We start from the raw sequence: 21,892 nt of genomic DNA, 5'->3' as shown, positions 1-21,892 counted from the left end.
GTTTCGAAACGATTATCTGTTATTTTTGGGGAATTTAAAACCGTTGTTATTGGGTATTTTACAATCGTTGATTACAGGCACAGGCAATTACTGCTGTTTCTTTGAAATAATCACTGCCAATATAACAAATGTAAAGGTCGCATTCAGGAGCTTCATTTACACAAGTGTGAAAAAAGGATGCTAATTTTTCCTGACTTTGAATAGAATCTTTATAACTAATTTCACGGTCAGAAAAACGAAAAAGTTCATTTAAAACAATTACTTCTTGAATTTGAAATGTAATGGGGTGCCAAATTGATTCTGCAACTGCTAAATCTTTTGCAATACGGTCATCAGAAATATCGGCGCCTGGCGTAATGCAAATACATATATTGACGTATGGATCCATAAGGAACACCTCAACTGAAAAAATTCTTTCTATAATATATGTTGGGAAAAGATCCTATGTATGGATAAACGCCTTGTTTATTACAAGTCGAAAAAATTTCATAGTTCTATAACATGGTTTGGCTGTCTTTTTGATATAGTAAAGGAAAGGGGGAGAATATATGTATACATTAAAAATCGTTTCAGACAGAGAAGCACTGTATCAATTTGCAAGTTATGTAAGAGTTGTACAAGGGGTGGAAGATGTATATGTAGAGGTGGGAGAACCTTTATATGAACATCCTTTAATGAAATTTTATGTACATATTAAGCTTGAGGAAACATATGAGCAACATAAAGCGTTACAAGAAATAGCAAGATTAGTAGAATTAGGGCGTTTTACATATGTCCATTATCGTAATGATGAAATAGAAGAAGCTTTTGAAGCTGTAAAATATGAAAGTTTTAAGAAATAAAGGTGAAAAAAGGGAGCGAAAGCTTCCTTTTTTTCTTTAAAATTACATCAACAAAAGGAGAAAAATTTTGTTATGATAAGGGAGGGTGAGGAAAGGAGAGTTTACATATTGGGGTATACTGAAGAGTTACGCAAAGTCGTTGGTACAAGGCCGCTTATTCTAGTAGGATCAGCAATTATTATCTTAAATGATAATCAAGAAGTATTGCTTCAATATCGTTCAGATACATATGATTGGGGTGTACCTGGCGGGGCGATGGAGCTAGGAGAAACGACAGAAGAAACTGCTCGTAGAGAACTATTTGAAGAGACGGGACTAAATGCGAAAATTATGCAATTTATCGGGGTTCTTTCGGGAAAAGAAGTGTACTTCCAATATCCAAATGGAGATGAAATTTTTAATGTCATTCATCTGTATCAGGGGCATCATGTGAGCGGGGAATTAAGGCTTGACCATGAAGGATTACAGCTTCAATATTTTCCTGTAGATAAGTTACCGAATTTGAATAAAACAACTGAGAAAATTTTACAAAAATTTCTATATGCATTAACAGAATAGAAGGTTAATTCCTTCTATTTTTATTATATTAAATATTTTGATTTTTTAGTATGTTTATAGTATGATAGGTGTAGACATACATCTTATGGAATTTCACCTAAAAACTGACTAGGGTACATAAGAGAGGGGCAAGTGCAAAATGCATAATGTTGTTATTACAGCTGCAGTTCGTTCGCCAATTGGAACTTTTGGGGGAGCGCTAAAAAATGTAACGCCAGTAGAATTAGCTGTTCCTGTACTTCAGGAAGCTGTAAAACGAGGCGGGGTAGAACCACACGAAGTTGATGAAGTGATTTTAGGTCATTGTATTCAAAGAACTGATGAAGCAAATACGGCAAGAACGGCTGCATTAGCGGCAGGATTTCCTGACACAGTTACAGGTTATACAATCCAACGCCAATGTTCTTCAGGTATGCAAGCAATTATGTCGGCTGCAATGCAAATTCAATTAGGTGTAAGTGAAGTTGTCGTTGCAGGTGGAGTAGAAGCAATGAGTTCAAGCCCTTATGCATTAAAACAACACCGCTGGGGACAACGCCTACAACACGGAGAAATTCGTGATACGGTGTGGGAAGTATTAGAAGATCCAATTCATCATATTATGATGGGGGAAACAGCGGAAAATTTAGTTGAACAATATGAAATTACAAGAGAGGAACAAGATGAAGTTGCGCTTCGTAGTCATACATTGGCATTGAAGGCAATCGAGTCTGGATACTTTGACGATCAAATTGTTCCTATTACAATAAAAGAACGTAGAAAAGAAGTAGTATTTTCAAAGGATGAACATCCACGTGCTGACATTACAGCAGAAAAATTAGCAGGATTAAAACCAGCTTTCCGTAAAGACGGATCTGTAACGGCAGGGAATGCATCTGGCCTGAATGACGGAAGTGCGGTTCTAGTATTAATGAGCGAAGAAAAAGCGAAAGAAAAAGGCTTACAACCGTTAGCTAGAATTGTTGGATATTCAGTAGCTGGAGTAGATCCAAAAATTATGGGTATTGGACCAGCACCAGCAATTCGTAAAGGGTTAGAAAAAGTAGATTGGTCATTAGAAGATGCAGATTTGCTGGAAATTAACGAAGCTTTCGCTGCACAATACTTAGCTGTAGAGAAAGAATTAGGTTTAAATCGTGAAAAGGTGAATGTAAACGGTAGTGGTGTAGGACTTGGACATCCAATCGGTTGTACAGGAGCTCGTATCACTGTAAGCTTAATTCATGAATTGAAAAGACGCGGATTAGAAAAAGGAATTGCCTCTCTATGCGTCGGCGGCGGTATTGGGGTAGCATTATTTATAGAAGCACTATAAAAAAGAAGCAGCAATCGCTGCTTCTTTTTTTTATGATTCAAATAAATGATGAAATAATCGATCACGATTTTCAAAGAAAAGTTTCGTCGTTTGGTAATGCTCAGTTTCTTCTAATGTGGATTCATGAATCCCTTCTTGTGTTAAAGAATATATAGTGGATTCGGGATAAGCCATTAAAATAGGAGAATGCGTTGCGATAACAAATTGTGAACCTTGTTCCGCTAGTTCATGCATTCGAATGAGCATAGAAAGTTGTCTCATTGGTGATAGAGCGGCCTCGGGCTCATCTAAAATGTATAAGCCTTGTCCTGAAAAACGATTCATAAATAAGGAGAAGAATGATTCACCATGGGATTGCTCGTGAAGTGAAACACCGCCATAAGATTTTATAGCATCTATTTCATCAATATAAGAAGCAACGTTATAAAATGATTCAGCACGAAGAAAGAAACCATCGTTTGGTGTATTGAAACTTTTGGAAATTCGAAGATGTTCATGTAAAGATGAATGTGAATCGTTTGTACTAAAACGGAAGTTTTTCGTTCCACCTTCTGCATTAAATCCTAAAGCAATTGCAATCGCTTCGAGTAATGTTGACTTCCCCGTTCCGTTTTCTCCAATAATGAATGTTACATTTGGATGGAAAGCTAGTGATTGTAATGTTCGAATAGCGGGTAAACAGTAAGGATATGCGGAGAAACTAGGGATATTTTCTTTTTTTAATGTGACATTTTGTAAAAAGGGTACGTCAATCAATATAGAAACCTCAATTCATAACGGATTTTGATTCTAAAAAAGCAGCAAATACAAGGGGAAGACAACTTGCAAATAGTATTGTATATTGAAGTGCGCCAAAGCCAAGACCTTCCCAGCCGAAAGTCATTCTCTTCCATATGAAAATAAAAAGAATGCTTATAAAACCAACGAGAGCAGGTATATATTTTATAATTTTGTAGTGCTTCCATAGATAGAAGCCAATGTATGTACTTAAAAACAAGGTAAACAGAACAAGAAAAAAGACAAGTGTTAATGACACGTGAATCCCTCCTTATTTTCTAAATATTTTATGTGGATTATATCATTTAAACTATCATATTCCAATGTGAAAATAAATATTGCATGGAGATTATTCATGTCGTTATGATAGTATGTAATCTATTGTAATTATAAAAAGGAGTTAAAACATGCCGTTTACATTTGCACATCCAGCAGCAGTTCTTCCTTTTGCAAAAAAGTATTCTCAACATATTTCAGTAACGGCTCTTATATTAGGTAGTATGGCGCCTGACTTTGAATATTTCCTACACTTTAGACCGTATGGTGTAATTGGGCATACGTGGCTTGGATTCTTATATTTTAATTTACCACTCGTATTTTTATTAGCATACATATATCACTACATTTTAAAAAAGCCGTTTATAACACATTTACCTAAACCATTTGCTGGCTACTATACATATGCAGTAGATGAGAGGTGGGGGCTTTACACAAGGAAAGATTTCTTTGTATTTTGTTATTCAGCATTATTCGGTATGTTAACGCATGTTGTTTGGGATGCATTCACTCATAAGACAGGCTATTTTGTTATGAAAATACCATTATTGCAAAGAGAATGGTACGGTATCTCTGTTTATAAATATATGCAACATGGAAGTACATGTATTGGTTTTCTGTTATTAGTATACGTTTTATGGAAGTGTAGAAATGAAATGGGTAAAGACCTTATTTTAGCTTCGGAAAAAATAAAATATTGGATTTCGGCAATTGTTGTGGCAACTATTATATTTATCGTGCACGCGTTCGTAGATCCCTATTTTCATATTTTCCAAATAGGGGGTATAATAGTATCTGGACTGACAAGTTCGTTTTGTGGACTTCTCATTGTTTCTATAGTTTACAAAGCAAAGGACTAATTAATATTAATGAATGATAGTGTTAGGAGAAATTATATGATGAAAGCATGGAAAAGTATTTTTGTTTTATGTAGTTTTCTTCTTATGTTAAGTGGTTGCTTCCATCAAGAAGAAAAGAAAGCTGAACCGAAGAAGAAAGAATCTATTCCTGAAACAAAAGAATATGGTGGGCGTGAGCTGAAAAAAGTAGGACAAAAAGTGAAAGAAACAGGATGGGGTACTTTTAAATTAGAACAAATTCATTCTGTGAATCAAACATTTGAAGTAGCACCAATGAAAATTCACGTACAAGATGTGAAAGTAATCTCTTTATCGCAGATGAGTAAAGATGCAAAAAATACATTAAAAGTATATACGGCATTAACTCCTGAAGAAGTAAAGCGTAGATTAGGAGATAAAGTCAGTCAAGAAGATGCGGAGTTATATGCATCGCTAAGTGGTACAGAGATTAGTGATACGATTCGTTACGTTGAAATTACATATAAGGTGGAAAATAGCGGGAATAAAAATATACAATTTTTCTCTATGAATGATGTTGCGATTAATGATAAACAACATTTTAAAGTAGCAACGCAAAACTTTTTATATGATGAAGATACGCTCGTTGGTACAAAAAATGTATCAAGGGAAGACTATAAGCCTGGTGAAACAAGAGATGGTATTATCGGCCTAATACTTGATGATGGAAAAGAAAAGGTAAAGGATATTAAATTTACAACAGATAATGTAATCGCAGCAAATACAGAAACGCAAGATGTTGTAAAAGAGCCACAAACTTTTAACATCTCACTTTCTGAGTAAGTTGTTTTTAAATATATGCAAGAAAAAACAGTCAGCGCTCAAACTATTATGCTGACTGTTTTTTCTGTTCTTCTATGTATGAATCTACACTTTGAAAAGGTACCTTAATTTTAAACGCATCTTTTTGTTCATGAAATTGTTTTTCATTATAGGGACCAAAACGTTTATTATGCTTTACGTCAATAATCCAATAATGCTCGCTTTTTTTATTTGCAATTGCTGCGTCAGGATTATTAGGATCTGACTTTTCCTCAGTTTGTTTTGCAATAATGTATTTATCATCCCAGGCTATGTCTGTAATTTTTGCAGGAATGTATTGTGTGGCATATACAGCATCTTGCGTGGGGAAAAGTTCAAATGCATTTCCAGAAGTACGTATGAGTTCGTATTCATCGTTAATCGTATATGTTATATGATTTGTATTTCCAGCACAACCGGCTAATAGGAATGCGACGAATAGGATTATCCATTTTTTCAATATGGGAACCTCCTTTACAATGCTGTTGTAACACATTGTACAAGAAAAGTAAGAGAAACGCTAGTTTACAATGTTTTTTAGAAGTGGTACGATGAGACGGGTAAAGAAGGATATGAAGGAGTCGACATAAAAATGAAGTTAAAGATGCATCGTCCAGCGCTTGTAATGAACCGCATAGGTGCTTCCCTAATTGACATGTTTTTAATCTCGGTTATGTATGGTGCAGTAGTAGCTGTTATGACTGGAAATTATAGTGCTATTTTTAATCGCTTTAATATTAGTTTTGGCGATTATAGATATGATCTTGCAGTAGTTTTTATATTAATGGCGATATATTTTATTTTGCTACCCTTTATTTGGAACGGTGTAACACTTGGTAAAAAGGTAACGAGAATAAAATTAATTTCATTGAAGAGTGAAAAGTTAACATTACAAACATTAACGATTCGATTTTTTGTATTGTTATTACCGAACATATTACTGCTTGGAATTCCGATATTATGTAACGTATATATGATGTTATTCCGCAAAGATAATTGTGGTTTTCAGGATTTAATTACAAAAACGAAAGTGATAAGTCTTGTATAACAAAAAGAGACCTTTTTATGTAAAAAGGTCTCTTTTTGTTATACAAATATATTTTAGTGGATATATAATAGGGAAAAAGTTAATCTATATCATTTTCGAGTTTAATAGATTGAAAATTAAGAAAATGTTATAATGATTAAAATAATATGTTTATATAATAAGGGGGAAATTGAAGTGACTGGAGGTAGCGTAATCTTTTGGGGGATTTTAATTTTCATCGGTTTAGTTTTCGATCAGCGTAATAGTAAGAAAAAAGAAGGAGTAAAAAAGTAACCGTTTACAAATGAATAAGCAACTTTTCTTGCTTGCAGACTAATCTCATAAAGGAGTATACTGAATGACGGTAAGACTTATAGAAGGGGTAATGAAAATGAAGCTTGCAGGAAAAGTTGCTATCGTAACTGGCGGTGGCATCGGTATTGGACGTAATACAGCTCTTTTGTTGGCTAAACAAGGTGCAAAAGTAATTGTGACGGACATTGATCAAGAAAGTGGACAAGCAACAGTGGAGGAAATTACGAATTTAGGCGGAGAAGCACTTTTTGTATCCTATAATATGGAAAAAAAGGAGATTGGCAACGCGTAATCAGCATTACTTTGAATGCATTCAGTCGCATTGATATGCTTTTTCAAAATGCTGGTTTATATAAAATAGATTCTATATTTTCACGCCAACAAGAGAACGATTCCAATGTACTTTGTATTAATGACGTATGGATAGAGATAAAACAATTAACGTCATCTTTTATGAAACAGCAAGAAGAAGTGGTGCTAAGTGACTTACCGATTTTCGGTATTATTAGCACGAAAGGACAATCATTTCATACAGTAGAAGCCCTCGTATAATAGTGAAAACCGCCCTCAATATATGTGGACGGTTTTTTTGTATGAAAATTATTTTTTAACGAATGCGTTGTTCGTTTTGACTATCAAAGAAATGCGCTTTATTCATATCAAATGCTAGTTTAATTTGGTCACCAGGTGAAAATGTATGTCTTGCATCAACACGTGCTGCAAAATCTTGATTTCCAAGTTTCATATATAAAATAGATTCAGCACCTAATAACTCAGCAACTTCAATTTTTGTTGTGAAGGCAGTAGATTGTGAAGCTTCTAAAAATAATAGTTCATCATGAATGTCCTCAGGACGAATACCTAAAACAATGTCTTTATTTACATAGCCTTGTTCACGTAATATCTTCATTTTTCCTTCAGTTACTTTAATTTTTGCAGCATTGTCTATAACGAAATCGGTTTCAGTTAATTTACCACGGAAGAAATTCATCGCTGGAGAGCCGATAAATCCACCAACAAAAATGTTTTCAGGTGTTTCATATACTTCTTTTGGAGTACCGATTTGTTGAATTTTTCCGTCTTTCATAACAACAAGACGAGAAGCCATTGTCATCGCTTCAGTTTGATCATGCGTTACATAAATTGTTGTCGTACCAAGGCGGTGGTGTAACTTAGAAATTTCTGAGCGCATTGCAACACGTAATTTAGCGTCTAAGTTAGATAATGGCTCATCCATTAAGAACACTTTCGCGTCTCGAACGATTGCTCTCCCTAACGCAACACGTTGACGTTGTCCACCAGATAATGCTTTCGGTTTTCTATCTAAATATTGTTCCAGTCCTAAAATTTTTGCTGCATCTTTTACACGACGATCAATTTCATCTTTTGGTATTTTTCTAAGTTTTAATCCAAATGCCATATTATCATATACACTCATATGTGGATATAGGGCATAGTTTTGGAAGACCATTGCGATATCGCGATCTTTTGGAGGGACATCATTCATTAGCTTACCATCAATTGAAAACTCTCCTTTTGAAATATCTTCTAGTCCAGCAACCATTCGTAATGTTGTAGATTTTCCGCATCCAGAAGGACCGACAAATACGATAAATTCTTTATCTTGAATGTGTAAATTGAAGTCTGTTACAGCTGTTACATTATTATCATATATTTTATAAATGTTTTCTAATTTCAGTTCTGCCATGGTATTTCCCCCTAGAAATAATTATGCAAACGTTTTCTTTGAGTTCATTATAAACGAATAGATTCAAAAAATAAACAAAAAAATAAAACGTTTTCATATATTGGATAGTTATTAGTGATTTTCATATGTTTTCTTAGAAAAATAAGAATAAAAGTTGTAAGCGCTATTTTAAATTAAGATAGAATCTGTTATCATTCATTAATGAAAACGTTTGCGCTTTAAAAAGAGAAAATCGAATTATGAATGAAATGGGGTAGCATAATGGAAAAACAGTGGTGGAAAGAAAGTGTAGTATATCAAATTTATCCTCGTAGCTTTATGGATAGCAACGGTGATGGCATCGGGGATCTTCGCGGTATTATTTCAAAGTTAGATTACTTAAAAGAATTAGGGATTGATGTAATTTGGTTATCACCAGTCTATGAATCTCCAAATGATGATAATGGTTATGATATAAGTGATTATTGTAAAATTATGAATGAGTTCGGAACAATGGAAGATTGGGATGAGCTATTACATGAAATGCATGAACGTAATATGAAACTTATGATGGACTTAGTTGTTAATCATACTTCTGATGAACATAATTGGTTTATTGAATCACGTAAATCAAAAGATAATAAATATAGAGATTACTATATATGGCGCCCTGGAAAAGAAGGAAAAGAGCCGAATAACTGGGGAGCAGCGTTTAGCGGATCTGCATGGCAGTATGATGAAATGACAGATGAATATTATTTACATCTGTTTTCTAAAAAACAGCCAGATTTAAATTGGGATAATGAAAAGGTAAGACAAGATGTTTATGAAATGATGAAGTTTTGGTTAGAAAAAGGAATTGATGGCTTCCGTATGGATGTTATTAATTTTATTTCTAAAGAAGAGGGATTACCAGCTGTTGAAACAGAAGAAGAGGGGTATGTTTCAGGTCATAAGTATTTTATGAACGGTCCAAACATTCATAAATATTTACATGAAATGAATGAAGAAGTATTGTCTCATTATGATATTATGACGGTTGGTGAAATGCCTGGTGTAACGACAGAAGAAGCGAAATTGTATACCGGGGAAGAACGAAAAGAACTGCAGATGGTATTCCAATTTGAACATATGGATTTAGACTCAGGAGAAGGCGGAAAATGGGATGTAAAACCATGTTCACTTCTTACTTTAAAAGAGAATTTAACGAAGTGGCAAAAAGCATTAGAACATACAGGCTGGAATAGTCTGTATTGGAATAACCATGATCAGCCTCGTGTTGTATCTCGTTTTGGTAATGATGGAATGTATCGCATTGAATCTGCGAAAATGTTAGCGACGGTGCTTCATATGATGAAAGGAACACCTTATATTTATCAAGGCGAAGAAATCGGAATGACAAATGTTCGATTTGAATCGATTGATGAATATCGAGATATTGAAACATTAAATATGTATAAGGAAAAAGTGATAGAGCGCGGTGAAAATATAGATAAAGTGATGCAGTCTATTTATATAAAAGGCAGAGATAATGCTAGAACACCGATGCAGTGGGATGATAAAGATCATGCTGGATTCACAACAGGTGAGCCCTGGATTACGGTAAACCCTAACTATAAAGAAATCAATGTGAAACAAGCGATCCAAAATAAAGATTCAATTTTTTATTATTATAAAAAACTAATTGAGTTACGCAAAAATAACGAAATAGTTGTGTATGGATCATATGATTTAATATTGGAGAATAATCCATCTATTTTTGCATATGTAAGAACGTATGGAGAAGAAAAACTTCTTGTTATTGCAAACTTTACTGCGGAAGAATGTGTATTTGAATTGCCTGAGGACATTAGTTATAGTGAAGCAGAGTTATTTATACACAATTACGACGTAGAGAATGGACCGATAGATAACATGACATTACGTCCGTATGAAGCAATCGTGTTCAAATTGAAATAAGAAAAATCCTTATACCACTTTGGTATAAGGATTTTTTTGGTTACCATTTTAATATGGAGAATCCATATGGAGGAAGTGTAACTTGTAATACACTTGCTTCCGCTGAAAATTCTTCGTTTGTATAAATATTAATGATTTTCTTTCCAGTAACATGGAGAGGCAGTGAAGCTGTAATATCACTATTAGTCGGATTTAAAACGAAAAAGATAGTTTCATCTTCATATGTTTTTGTATAAGAAATATAATTATGTTCATCATTTGCTTCAATGAATTGGAAAGTACCATGTCCTCCAAATGCTTTATATTGCTTTCGTAACGAAATTAATGTTTGTACATGTGTAAATAATAGATGATCTTGTTCTTTCGTATCCCAAACCATACATTTGCGGCAATCGGGGTCCATACCGCCATCCATACCAATTTCGTCTCCATAATAAATACAAGGAGAGCCGATGAAAGAAAGGTGGAATACATAAAGTAACTTTAACTTATTTTTATCTCCGTTACATGTTGTCAATATTCTTGGTGTATCATGGCTGTCTAATAAATGAAATGCTGCTTCATTTACATTCATAGAGTAGGAATGTAGAGATTCTATAATTTGTTTCATAAATTCATTTGCCTTAATGGAATTGTTAGCAAAGTAAGACAGTAGAGCGTTTGTAACAGGGTAGCTCATTACAGCATCAAATTGATCTCCTTGTAGCCAAGGAAGTGCATCGTGCCAAATTTCTCCTAAAATATATACTTCAGAATTTAATGCTTTTATCTCACTTCGGAACTCTCTCCAAAATTTATGGTCGACTTCATTTGCTACATCAAGGCGCCAACCGTCTATATTGAATTCTTTTACCCAATAACGCCCTACTTCAAGTAAGTATTCTTTTACATCCGGGTGTGCAGTGTTTAATTTCGGCATATACGGTGTAAACGCGAAAGTATCATAATTCGGAAGTGGCTCAGTTCTAATTGGGAACTCATGAATATGAAACCATTCTTTATATGCTGACTGTTCACCATTTTCTAGTACGTCTTGAAATTTATCGAAAAAGTATCCACTGTGATTGAATACGGCATCGAGCATTACTTTTATACCGTGTGTATGACATGCCTCAACGAGTTCTTTGAATGTTTCTTTTGTGCCAAATTGCGGATCGATTTCCATGTAGTCAATTGTGTCATATTTATGGTTTGAATGTGCTTTGAAAATAGGTGTGAAATATATTCCCGAAATTCCAAGCTTAACAAGGTAATCGAGGTTTTGCATAATACCAGCAAAATCTCCGCCGAAAAAATTAGTTGGAGTTGGTTCAGCGCTTCCCCAAGGAAGGGTGTTTTCTGGATTCAACGTATGATCTCCATTAGCGAACCGTTCTGGGAAAATTTGATACCAAACAGTATCTTTAATCCAGGAAGGTGCTTTGAATACATCATTTGCATGAATAAATGGAAAACAGAAAAAGTTACCAACGTCATCATTTGGAATGCTAGAAAAAAATCCGCGTTCTGCATAAATAAGCGTTTCTGTCTCTGCTTTTAATTCAAATCCATAACGTAAGCGCTTAAATTTTGGCTCGATGGAAATGGACCAATAATCAAATAATGCAGTAGAAGCAGTTTTTTTCATTGGTGCACTTGAAGAAATCCACTTCCCGTCTGTCCATTCATAAGGATCACCATAAATAAGATTGGTGCTTTGAACATCGTCTCTTTTCGTACGTATTCGGATATGAATCGTTTTTTCATCGTAAGCGTATGCGTAATTATCTTTTGGCCTATGATAGATGGCGTCTTTAAGCATATAAAAAATCCCCCTTTACTATCTCTATGCATATTGTTCCCTTAAGTATAATAATAAAGCATATGTTGCAAACGATTGCTTTTTGCATAGCTTTAATATTGCTTATAAGAGTAGTATTCATTTCATATAAAGTCAATCTATAAAGAGTGTAGTAATAATATTTTTAAAATTAATATTTGCAAAATGAATAAAAGAATGTATAATGATAGACAAATAGCGCAAACGTTTTCATAGATTGAGATATCGTTTGCGCTTCTATTAAACTATTCAATGCAAACGTTTTCAATTAGTAAGGTACATATACAATTCAGGGAGGTTTTTGGGATGAAGAAAGCATTATCATTATTAACGGTTTCAGCATTAGCAATTGGTATGTTATCTGCATGTGGACCGAAAGATTCAGGGAAAAAAGAAGAAAGTAAAGCAAAGAAAGATTACGATTTACTCGTTTGGGAAGATGATAAAAAAGGTGTTGGTTTAGAACCAGCAGTGAAAAGCTTTGAGGAAAAATATAAAGTAAAAGTAAAAGTTGTTGAAATGCAAATGACAGATCAAGTGAAGAAGTTACGCCTTGATGGACCAGCGGGGACGGGACCAGATGTTGTAACATTGCCACATGATCAAATCGGAAATGCAGTAACAGAAGGTTTACTTTCTGAAGTGAAAGCTGATGATGCTGTAAAGAGTAAATTTACTGATTCATCAATAGAAGCACAGACATATAACGGAAAATTATATGGTTTACCAAAAGCAATTGAGACACCAGTCTTTATTTACAATAAAAAACTAATGCCAAAAGCGCCAGAAACGATGGACGAGCTGTTTAACTTCTCAAAAGAATTTACGAAAGATGGCAAGTACGGATTTTTAGCATTAGGAGATAACTTCTACTTTGCTAATGCATTCATGGCAGGTATGGGTGGTTATGTGTTTGGTGAAAAAGATGGAAAGCCAAATGCAAGTGATGTTGGATTAAATAATAGCGGAGCAGTACAAGGTGCTGAGTATCTTCAAAAATGGTACAAAGAAAAGTTATTCCCGAAAGGTATTATCGGTGAATCTGGTGGACCTGCTGCTGATGGGCTATTTAATGAAGGAAAAGCAGCATCTATCATGAACGGCCCTTGGGCGTTCCAAGCAATGGAAAAGAACGGAATTGATTATGGCGTTGCTCCAATGCCGAAATTACCAAATGGTCAACCAATGAAAACGTTTGTTGGGGTTAAAGGATGGCATGTAACAAGTTTCTCTAAACAAAATGATTTAGCTACAAAGTTCACTGAATGGGTAACGAATGAAGAAAACGCAAAAATTCGATTTGAGAAGACGAAAGAAATTCCTCCAGTAAAAGCAGTAATGGAAGATCCAATTATTAAAGATAACGAAGCTGCAAAAGCAGTTGCAACACAATCTGAAAATGGAATTCCAATGCCAAACATTCCAGAAATGCAAGAAGTATGGAAACCAGCTGGAGATGCGCTTCAATTAGTTGTTACGGATAAAGAGGCACCAAAAGCAGCACTTGATAATGCAGTGAAGCAAATTAAAGGTAATATTGAGGCAAATCATAGTAAGAAAAAATAAGGTGAAATTCGTGCCTCTAATATGAGGGGCACGAATTCTCTCCCAAGAAAAAAGGGGGAAGGAACATGCAAACATCTATGGAACCAGCAAACGGCTTAAACGGTTCAAAACATAGGAAAATGGCAACCATGTTATCAATCATTCCAGGCGTGGGTCAAATGTATAATAAACAATTTGTAAAAGGTCTTATTTTTCTAGTATTAACAGGTTCATTTATTGTAGCCTTTGCTGATTTATTAAATATGGGATTATGGGGAATTGTAACGCTTGGTACAGAAGTTCCACGTGACCATTCTGTCTTTCTATTAGTAGAAGGAATCTTGGCACTCATTGTCATCGTGTTTGGACTCGGAATATATGCATTTAATTTATATGATGCATACCAAAACGGAAAGAAACGGGATATAGGAACACCGTTAAACTCTGTAAAAGAGCAATACCGTAATTTACTAGACCAAGGTTTTCCGTATTTAATGGTTTCACCAGGGTTTTTATTACTTATCTTTGTCGTTGTATTTCCAATCATTTTCGTAATTTTAATTGGATTTACGAACTATGATTTATATCATTCTCCTCCAGCTAAATTAGTAGATTGGGTAGGATTTAAAAACTTTATTGATATCTTTACATTACCGATGTGGAGAGAAACGTTTTTAAGTGTATTTTCTTGGACTGTCATCTGGACATTCGTTGCAACGACATTACAAGTTGCACTTGGTATTTTCTTAGCGATTATCGTAAATCAGCCTGGTATTAAAGGGAAGGCGATTATTCGAACAATCTTCATTTTACCGTGGGCGGTCCCAGCATTCGTATCTATTCTTGTTTTCTCTGGTATGTTTAATGAAACATTTGGAGCGATTAACAATCAAGTATTAGCTTTATTCGGAATTGAAAAGATTGCTTGGATGACAGATCCATTTTGGGCGAAGATTGCTTTAATTATGATTCAAACGTGGCTTGGATTCCCGTTCGTCTTTGCAATGACAACAGGTATACTGCAATCGATTCCAGGAGAATTATACGAAGCGGCTACAGTAGATGGAGCTACAGCTTGGCAACAGTTTCGTAAAATTACATTGCCACTTGTTCTATATGCAACAGCACCAATATTAATTACGCAATATACGTTTAACTTTAATAACTTTAGTATCATCTATCTATTTAACGGCGGAGGTCCTGCTGTAGCTGGACAAGACGCAGGTGGAACAGATATTTTAATTTCATGGATTTATAAGTTAACGATGACTTCCGCGCAGTACGGAAAAGCAGCAGCTCTTACAATGATCTTATCGTTAATCGTTATTACAGTTGCGTTATGGCAATTTAAGAGAACAAAATCATTCCAAGAAGAGGATATGATGTAAATGAATATTAAAAGACAAAAGATGTTACGTCTCTCATTAAGTTATCTCGTTATTTTCGTAATGTGTGCCATCATTTTCTATCCATTATTATGGATTATTGGCTCATCGTTTAATCTGGGTGATAGTTTATCTGGATCAAGTATTATTCCGCAAAATGCAACGCTAGATCATTATCGTAAGTTATTAGATTTAGAGAATAGTAATTATTTACTATGGTATAAAAACACATTAAAAGTAAGTGTTTTAACGATGATTTTTTCAGTGTTAGCAATTAGTTTTACTGCTTATGCATTTTCGAGATACCGTTTTGTTGGAAGAAAAAATGGTTTATTAACATTTTTAATTTTGCAAATGATTCCAAACTTTGCAGCGTTAATCGCTTTATACGTATTAGCACAGTTAACAGGATTAATTGATACACACCTTGCATTAATTTTAATTTATGTAGGCGGGGCAATTCCAATGAATACATGGCTTATGAAAGGGTATTTTGATACGATCCCGAAAGAATTGGATGAGTCAGCTCGTATGGATGGAGCAGGACATTTTCGTATTTTTTGGCAAATCATTATGCCACTTGCAAAGCCAATCGTAGCGGTTGTAGCGTTATTTACTTTCATCGGCCCATTTACAGATTTTATTTTAGCGAGTATTATTTTGCGCACACCAGAAAATTATACGTTAGCAGTTGGATTATATGAAATGGTGGCGAAGAAATTTGGGAATGAATTTACAACGTTCGCAGCGGGTTCCGTATTGATTGCAATCCCAATTTCAATTTTATTCCTATCACTACAAAAATACTTTATCTCTGGTTTAACTGCTGGAGGTACGAAAGGATGAAAAATGGGACATTATGTCCCATTTTTCTTTTCATCTTCCTATAAAACATTTTATAGGGAGATGAAAAGAGATTTGACATCCCATATGAAAAGAAGTGAAATAAATAGTATATTATAGTATAGGAAAAAAGAGCTCTATCCCTTACAATACATGGAGAGGGAGAATATGATAGGTTTTACAAGATAGAATCAATGAAAGTTTATGACTTCCCCTATTACTTGCAACGGGTGCAAGATGAAAATATATAAAATGGCAGAGAAGTGAAAGGAGGGGATTTTTATGACAGTTACAATTAAAGATGTGGCGAAGAAGGCGAATGTAGCACCATCTACCGTTTCTCGTGTAATTGCTGATAATCCAAGTATAAGTGAAAAAACAAAGCGTCGTGTTCGGAAAGTAATGAGTGAACTAGGGTATCATCCTAATTTAAACGCAAGAAACCTAGCTAACCAAACAACAAAAACACTTGGCCTTGTTATGCCAAGTTCTGCAAGTAAAGCTTTTCAAAATCCGTTTTTCCCAGAAGTTATAAGAGGGATTAGTTCGTTTGCACATGTGGAAGGGTATGCGCTTTATATGTCGACAGGTGAAACGGAAGATGAAATTTTTAATGGTGTTGTAAAGATGGTGCAGGGGCGCCAAATTGGTGGCATTATTCTTTTATATTCAAGAGAGAATGATCGGATTATTCAATATTTACATAAACAAAATTTCCCGTTCGTATTAATCGGGAAACCATATGATCGTAAAGAAGAAATTACATATGTAGATAATGACAATTATACAGCTGCAAGAGAAGTAGCAGAATATTTGATTTCATTAGGTCATAAACAAATCGCGTTCATCGGCGGTGGATCAGATTTACTTGTGACGAGAGATCGTTTGGCTGGTATGAGTGATGCTTTAAAATTAGCAGACATTGTATTGCCGAAAGAGTATATTTTACATTTTGATTTTTCAAGAGAAAGTGGTCAACAAGCCGTGGAGGAATTAATGGGGCTAAAGCAACCACCGACAGCAATTATGGCAACGGATGACTTGATTGGACTTGGTGTGCTAAGTGCACTTTCTAAAAAAGGATTCGTTGTACCGAAGGATGTTTCAATTGTAAGCTTTAATAATGCTTTATTATCAGAAATTGCGAGTCCTCCGCTTTCAACAGTTGACGTGAATATATATCAGCTAGGATATGAGGCAGCAAAAGCTTTAGTTGATAAAGTAGAGAATGCGGAGTCTACTGCAAAGTGTATCATTATTCCGCATAAATTACTGAAGCGTCAAACTTGCGATCATTATGCATAAAAAAAGCTAAGAGTTTAACTCTTAGCTTTTTGTTGTAGAAAGGCTTCTAAACGGTCACAGCCTTCTTTTAAAGTTTCAATACTATATGCATAGGATAAGCGAAGGTAGCCTTCACCATATTCAGAGAATGCTGTTCCAGGAACGACGGCAAGTCCAGCTTCTTTCACAAGATCAAGTGCAAAATCAAATGATGAAGATGTTAAATGGCCAACATATGGGAATAAGTAAAATGCACCTGTTGGCTTTTCAACTGTTAAGCCCATTTGAATGAGTCTATTATATACGTAATCACGTCGTTTTTTGTATTGATGACGCATCATTTTTGGTGCATCTTTAGCAGCTGTTAAAGCTTCAATTGCAGCATATTGAGCGATTGAAGTAGCGCACGTTACGTTGTATTGATGAACTTTTAATATATGCCCAGCTAAATAGTTTGGTGCGAATAATAGACCGATACGCCAGCCAGTCATAGAATGCGATTTTGATAAACCGTTAATGACGATAGTCTTTTCACGCATTTCTGGGAAATGAGCGATCGATGTATGTGTTTGTTCATATACAAGTTCGCTATAAATTTCATCAGAAAGAACGAAAATATTTTTATCTTTTAAAACATCTACAATATCCTGTAGTTCTTCTTTTGATAAAGTTACACCAGTTGGATTAGAAGGATACGGCAGTACGACGCATCTTGTTTTTTCTGTAATGGCCTTTTCCAGTGCTTCGGCTGTTAAACGGAAGCCAGTTTCACGAACATCGATAAAAATAGGTGTTGCGCCGCATAATCGAATAATCGGTTCGTACCCTGGATAAATAGGGGCAGGTAAAATGACTTCTGTTCCTGGCTCTAAAATCGTTCGAAATGCAACATCAATTGCTTCACTAGCACCGATTGTAACGATGGTTTCGTTTTCAGGTGAATAATGTAAATCATAGTTATCTTTTACAAAGTTACAAGCTGCCTTGCGTAACTCTAGTAAACCAGCGTTATGTGTATAGCTTGTATAATTTTCTGTAATAGCCCGTTTTGCCGCTTCTTTTACGAGAGAAGGTGTAGGAAAATCAGGTTGTCCAATTGTTAAAGAGATAAGATTATCATAGTTTTGAATCATGTTAGAGAATTGACGGATTCCAGAAATTTGGATGTCCTTTACTCTAGGGTTAATGAATTGTTCCATTGTATCTCCCTTTCTTCCGTTTGAAAATTAAGTTCATTTTAACATATTTTCTATCATTTCGCTTGCGTATATGGTATGTAGAAAGAGAGGAATAATAGAAAAAAGCCGCTGTAAGCGACTTTTTAATATCCGTATTCCCAATCTATTTCATCTTCATTCCAAAGTACAGAGGATACTTTGCCAAGGTGAACAACTGATTCATTCACAGCGCATGTGCAATTTTCTTCTCCTGTTTTATGCTGTAACTCTTCATACACTGATTTTTCAACGTTTTCTAGAACGACCAAATTTTCTTCTTTTAAAACAAGCGTAGTACCCGCCATATTTATCTTCCTCCTACTAAAATAATGATCACTTATTTGTAAACATAGATAGTATGGATTATATGCTGTATTTTGCTATAGTTGTCCGTCTTATGAAGTATTTTTTATTTTCTTTGTAATCCGTATTCATTGTATACTGTCGGGCAGAAATTTGGTACAGGGTTTACATTCATTTCGAAAATCTGTAACAATTATTATGTGTTGTTAACAAAGAATTAACAAATATGTTAAGAAAAATCAAAATTTTAAAACAAACAAACCTGTAAAATGATATAATCATATCAAAATACATATAGGGGATGAGAGGCTATGGAGCTTATCCGTGATTTAATGATCCAAATTGCAATCATTATTTTGCCACTATTTTTATACGAAGCGATTCGTTTAAATCGTTATCAAGAAATGCCTCCGAAGCCGAACCGCTACTTTATTATGTTTTTATCTAGCATTACACTCGTTCTCTCTATGACATATTCTATTTGTTTTGGGGACGTTTGCGGGTATAACTTTCACCCAATCCCAATTGTTAGTGGTTTTTTATATGGTGGGATTGTTGGTTTAATCCCGGCCGTTATTTTTGTTATCTATGAATGGGCGCTAAAGGGCATAAACCTTCTTCCAGTCATAGAAGTAATATTTCTATTGATAGTTCCATTATTTTTATCAAAGAAATGGTCTCTATTTTCAAGGGATAAGAAGCTAATTTTAGCATTTATGATTTCATCATTGTACGTACTTGTTTCTTTAGTGATTGGTATGATTAACGTTCTGTTAGAAACGGGGTTTACACCATATGTTTCACACTTATATAGCGGATATATATTTGCTTCGCTTATTATGGTTATGACAATGGTATTTCAGGTGTACTTAACAGAATATTTAAATGAAAATGCAATACTACGTACAGAGATGCAAAAGTCAGAGAAACTTAATATTGTAAGTGAGTTAGCAGCAAGTGTTGCACATGAGGTTCGAAATCCGCTCACTGTTGTTCGTGGTTTTATTCAATTGCTAGAAAGTACGGAAGATGTGAAGAACAAGGATTATATGCGTCTCGTATTAGCTGAATTGGACCGGGCAGAACAAATTATTTCAGATTATTTAAATTTAGCAAGGCCACAAATTGAGAAAAAAGAACATATTTGCTTATCAGCTCAATTAATAGAAATGACGACTCTTATGTCATCATTTGCAGCGATGCAAGGTGTATATTTGCAAGTTGAGATTTCTGAAAGTCTTTATACGATCGGTGATAAAACGAAATTGAAGCAAGCCATTATGAATGTTGTTAAAAATGGTATTGAAGCAATTCAAGGAAATAAAGGATATTTAAAAGTAACGGCTATACAAAAAGATGAAACGATTGTAATAAGAGTTAAAGATAGTGGTGTTGGAATGACGAAAGAACAATTAGCAAGGCTCGGACAACCGTATTATTCTTTAAAAGAAAAAGGGACAGGATTAGGACTAATGGTAACATTTAGTATTTTACAAGCGCATAATGGTACGCTGGAATATAAAAGTGAAAGTGGGAAAGGAACTGAAGCGATTATTATATTGCCAGCTGTAAGAAATAAGGAATAAAAGTTACCGATAGAAGGTAACTTTTTATTTTATATTAGAAAAAATATATTATGCTATTCAGTTGTTTTTTCTTGTTTTGTTCGGCTAAATAAACTTCTAAATGATTGGAAAAAGCTTTGTTCTTTTGAAGCGGCGACTAATCTTTTTGTTTCTTGAATTTCGCGAATTACTTGCATAAGTTGTGCATCACGGTTGCTATCTTTATTATAAATTTGATTTACGAGTTTATTCATTTTTTCTTCTTGTTTAGATTCTCGTTTATACATATGATTCATTAATAAGTCCATCTTTTCTTTTTGCAGAGCATCTGTTTGAGCGGCATGATCCACTAACTCTTGTAGCATTTTTTCCTGAGATCCTTCTTTTACATAAACTTGTTGCATCAACTCATCTAGCTTTTCATCTTTTAAACGATTTTGGGTAATAAGGGTAGAATTTTGATGAATAATGGCTTCATTTAGTTGAGCGAGCATTTCAAGTTTTAACATGAATTCCTCGAAGTTGCGCCCATCTTCTTTTTCTTTCGGTTGTATTTCTTGCGTATTTTGTATAACTGGTACAGGTGGGGCCTCTTTTTCTTTTAAAATAATTGGTATCGTTTCTGAAATATCTTCCTGCAATGTAGCAGCTCTTTCATGTATAGATTTCAATAGTTTTAAATCATCAAGTTTATAAATACGAGCATCAGCTGTTTTGGAAATTATATAACCATGTTCTTCTAACAGTTGACTATATTTGCGGACTATATGTTTTGGGATGCCTGTTTTATTCGTCACATCTTTCGTTTTATAGGTAGCTTCCATAATATTTCCTCCCCAAAAAGTATCGTATATATCATTTCAATCTTTTATGAGGACTTCCTTTGAAAAAGAATGTCGGAAGGTTATTAGTTTTCTACAGCATTAGTGAAAAGATGAAGAAAAATGAGAGTTTTTGGCGGAATGGCGAAGAAGAGCTAAAATAATGTCTGAAAACATATACAGGAGAAGTTTGTTATAATAACTGAGGAAAAGAAACTGGTAGAATCATGGAGGTATACATGAAGCAATTAAAAGGTATTATCATTTCAATTATTGCAATTCTTTCTATTGTAGTAGCGGTGTATGAAGTGCTTGTTCCAGAGGAAACAAGTATTAAAAAAACAAATGCGTATGATCAAGTTCTAGAATTTCCGAAAGATCGATACCCAGAGACAGGGAAACATATTACGGATGCTATAAAAGAAGGGCATTCAGAAGTGTGTACAATCGACCGTGGTGGCGCTGCGGATAGAAGAAAATTATCGTTAGCTCCATACCCATCAAAAAAAGGGTATGATCGTGATGAATGGCCAATGGCGATGTGTAAAGAAGGCGGAAAAGGAGCGCACATCGAATATATAAGTCCAGCAGATAATCGCGGAGCAGGCTCTTGGGTAGGAAATAAGTTAGATAAATACCCAGATGGTACGCGTGTAAAATTTGACGTAAAGTAGT

General features: G+C 34.7%; 22 protein-coding genes and 2 pseudogenes. 15 read left to right on the top strand and 9 right to left on the bottom strand.

All coding sequences use genetic code 11. The annotated features are described in order from the left end of the window. Positions 1-76 precede the first annotated feature (76 nt). Positions 77-388, bottom strand: a pseudogene (locus PDQ33_RS08805) (DUF955 domain-containing protein); the annotation flags it as partial. Between the two features lie 160 nt (positions 389-548). Here PDQ33_RS08805 and PDQ33_RS08800 point away from each other — a divergent pair. From PDQ33_RS08800 to PDQ33_RS08790, 3 genes are all read left to right on the top strand, one after another. Next, entirely contained in the window at positions 549-842 is a 294-nt protein-coding gene (locus PDQ33_RS08800; RefSeq protein WP_000288327.1) for a DUF3928 family protein, read from the top strand. 108 nt (positions 843-950) lie between these two features. Beyond that, complete coding sequence (locus tag PDQ33_RS08795; protein WP_270697844.1) at positions 951-1,400, top strand: NUDIX hydrolase; 450 nt, start codon at positions 951-953, stop codon at positions 1,398-1,400. Between the two features lie 139 nt (positions 1,401-1,539). Beyond that, positions 1,540-2,715 carry an acetyl-CoA C-acetyltransferase gene (locus PDQ33_RS08790; RefSeq protein ID WP_000552085.1) on the top strand — a complete coding sequence of 392 codons (1,176 nt, stop codon included), beginning with the start codon at positions 1,540-1,542 and terminating at the stop codon, positions 2,713-2,715. Between the two features lie 30 nt (positions 2,716-2,745). Here the strand turns inward: PDQ33_RS08790 and PDQ33_RS08785 are convergent, their stop codons facing one another. Further along, positions 2,746-3,471, bottom strand: a complete 726-nt coding sequence (locus PDQ33_RS08785) for an AAA family ATPase (protein WP_061132246.1) — start codon at positions 3,469-3,471, stop codon at positions 2,746-2,748. 10 nt (positions 3,472-3,481) lie between these two features. Continuing rightward, positions 3,482-3,751 (bottom strand): hypothetical protein, encoded by a 270-nt coding sequence (locus PDQ33_RS08780; protein ID WP_000059968.1) that lies wholly within the window; start codon positions 3,749-3,751, stop codon positions 3,482-3,484. Positions 3,752-3,899: 148 nt separating this feature from the next. Between PDQ33_RS08780 and PDQ33_RS08775 the strand changes: the two genes are divergently transcribed. Further along, positions 3,900-4,628 carry a DUF4184 family protein gene (locus PDQ33_RS08775; protein ID WP_071741818.1) on the top strand — a complete coding sequence of 243 codons (729 nt, stop codon included), beginning with the start codon at positions 3,900-3,902 and terminating at the stop codon, positions 4,626-4,628. Between the two features lie 36 nt (positions 4,629-4,664). Beyond that, on the top strand, positions 4,665-5,429 hold the full coding sequence (locus PDQ33_RS08770) for a hypothetical protein (protein WP_000973892.1): 765 nt from the start codon (positions 4,665-4,667) through the stop codon (positions 5,427-5,429). 46 nt (positions 5,430-5,475) lie between these two features. Here PDQ33_RS08770 and PDQ33_RS08765 read toward each other — a convergent pair whose 3' ends face one another. Next, positions 5,476-5,907: a DUF3997 domain-containing protein gene (locus PDQ33_RS08765; RefSeq protein WP_000758783.1), complete on the bottom strand. Its 432-nt coding sequence runs from the start codon at positions 5,905-5,907 to the stop codon at positions 5,476-5,478. Positions 5,908-6,039: 132 nt separating this feature from the next. Here PDQ33_RS08765 and PDQ33_RS08760 point away from each other — a divergent pair, with 132 nt between their 5' ends. From PDQ33_RS08760 to PDQ33_RS08750, 3 genes and pseudogenes are all read left to right on the top strand, one after another. Beyond that, the gene (locus tag PDQ33_RS08760) at positions 6,040-6,495 is read left to right on the top strand and encodes an RDD family protein (protein WP_000769088.1); all 456 of its coding nucleotides are present in this window, start codon (positions 6,040-6,042) and stop codon (positions 6,493-6,495) included. Between the two features lie 174 nt (positions 6,496-6,669). Then, positions 6,670-6,768, top strand: coding sequence for a hypothetical protein (locus PDQ33_RS08755; RefSeq protein ID WP_000145657.1), 99 nt, complete (start codon positions 6,670-6,672; stop codon positions 6,766-6,768). A gap of 64 nt (positions 6,769-6,832) precedes the next feature. Continuing rightward, a pseudogene (locus tag PDQ33_RS08750) lies at positions 6,833-7,341 on the top strand (SDR family NAD(P)-dependent oxidoreductase). Between the two features lie 55 nt (positions 7,342-7,396). Here PDQ33_RS08750 and PDQ33_RS08745 read toward each other — a convergent pair. Further along, positions 7,397-8,497 (bottom strand): ABC transporter ATP-binding protein, encoded by a 1,101-nt coding sequence (locus PDQ33_RS08745; RefSeq protein ID WP_000818923.1) that lies wholly within the window; start codon positions 8,495-8,497, stop codon positions 7,397-7,399. Positions 8,498-8,758: 261 nt separating this feature from the next. Here PDQ33_RS08745 and malL point away from each other — a divergent pair, with 261 nt between their 5' ends. Further along, the gene (malL, locus tag PDQ33_RS08740) at positions 8,759-10,435 is read left to right on the top strand and encodes an oligo-1,6-glucosidase (RefSeq protein ID WP_000415194.1); all 1,677 of its coding nucleotides are present in this window, start codon (positions 8,759-8,761) and stop codon (positions 10,433-10,435) included. Positions 10,436-10,475: 40 nt separating this feature from the next. On the opposite strand, the gene PDQ33_RS08735 is transcribed toward malL, so the two are convergent. Continuing rightward, positions 10,476-12,236, bottom strand: a complete 1,761-nt coding sequence (locus tag PDQ33_RS08735) for an alpha-glycosidase (RefSeq protein ID WP_270755358.1) — start codon at positions 12,234-12,236, stop codon at positions 10,476-10,478. A 324-nt stretch (positions 12,237-12,560) separates the two neighbouring features. Between PDQ33_RS08735 and PDQ33_RS08730 the strand changes: the two genes are divergently transcribed. The 4 genes from PDQ33_RS08730 to malR all read left to right on the top strand — a co-directional run bounded on the left by PDQ33_RS08730 (position 12,561) and on the right by malR (position 17,332). Continuing rightward, positions 12,561-13,820: an extracellular solute-binding protein gene (locus PDQ33_RS08730; RefSeq protein ID WP_061132249.1), complete on the top strand. Its 1,260-nt coding sequence runs from the start codon at positions 12,561-12,563 to the stop codon at positions 13,818-13,820. 65 nt (positions 13,821-13,885) lie between these two features. Then, positions 13,886-15,187 (top strand): maltosaccharide ABC transporter permease MalC, encoded by a 1,302-nt coding sequence (malC, locus tag PDQ33_RS08725; protein ID WP_001194989.1) that lies wholly within the window; start codon positions 13,886-13,888, stop codon positions 15,185-15,187. Further along, complete coding sequence (gene malD, locus PDQ33_RS08720) at positions 15,188-16,030, top strand: maltosaccharide ABC transporter permease MalD (RefSeq protein WP_270755355.1); 843 nt, start codon at positions 15,188-15,190, stop codon at positions 16,028-16,030. Positions 16,031-16,309: 279 nt separating this feature from the next. After that, positions 16,310-17,332, top strand: coding sequence for a maltose operon transcriptional repressor MalR (malR, locus tag PDQ33_RS08715; RefSeq protein WP_000219043.1), 1,023 nt, complete (start codon positions 16,310-16,312; stop codon positions 17,330-17,332). A 14-nt stretch (positions 17,333-17,346) separates the two neighbouring features. On the opposite strand, the gene PDQ33_RS08710 is transcribed toward malR, so the two are convergent. Both PDQ33_RS08710 and PDQ33_RS08705 read right to left on the bottom strand, forming a co-directional pair. Beyond that, complete coding sequence (locus PDQ33_RS08710) at positions 17,347-18,510, bottom strand: aminotransferase A (RefSeq protein ID WP_000434564.1); 1,164 nt, start codon at positions 18,508-18,510, stop codon at positions 17,347-17,349. Between the two features lie 122 nt (positions 18,511-18,632). Beyond that, entirely contained in the window at positions 18,633-18,833 is a 201-nt protein-coding gene (locus tag PDQ33_RS08705; protein ID WP_000929285.1) for a hypothetical protein, read from the bottom strand. A gap of 309 nt (positions 18,834-19,142) precedes the next feature. Here PDQ33_RS08705 and kinB point away from each other — a divergent pair, with 309 nt between their 5' ends. Further along, positions 19,143-20,417, top strand: coding sequence for a sporulation sensor histidine kinase KinB (kinB, locus tag PDQ33_RS08700; RefSeq protein ID WP_000420384.1), 1,275 nt, complete (start codon positions 19,143-19,145; stop codon positions 20,415-20,417). A 53-nt stretch (positions 20,418-20,470) separates the two neighbouring features. Here the strand turns inward: kinB and PDQ33_RS08695 are convergent, their stop codons facing one another. Next, the gene (locus tag PDQ33_RS08695; RefSeq protein WP_000388462.1) at positions 20,471-21,220 is read right to left on the bottom strand and encodes a DUF3967 domain-containing protein; all 750 of its coding nucleotides are present in this window, start codon (positions 21,218-21,220) and stop codon (positions 20,471-20,473) included. 236 nt (positions 21,221-21,456) lie between these two features. Here PDQ33_RS08695 and nucA point away from each other — a divergent pair, with 236 nt between their 5' ends. Next, on the top strand, positions 21,457-21,891 hold the full coding sequence (nucA, locus tag PDQ33_RS08690; protein ID WP_000811499.1) for a DNA-entry nuclease: 435 nt from the start codon (positions 21,457-21,459) through the stop codon (positions 21,889-21,891). Position 21,892: the final 1 nt, after the last annotated feature.

The sequence above is a fragment of the Bacillus cereus group sp. Bc031 genome, assembly GCF_027716265.1.
GTDB lineage: Bacteria > Bacillota > Bacilli > Bacillales > Bacillaceae_G > Bacillus_A > Bacillus_A paranthracis.
The sequence above is the reverse complement of the archived record's forward strand: the minus strand, read 5'-3'. Positions and strand labels throughout refer to the sequence as shown.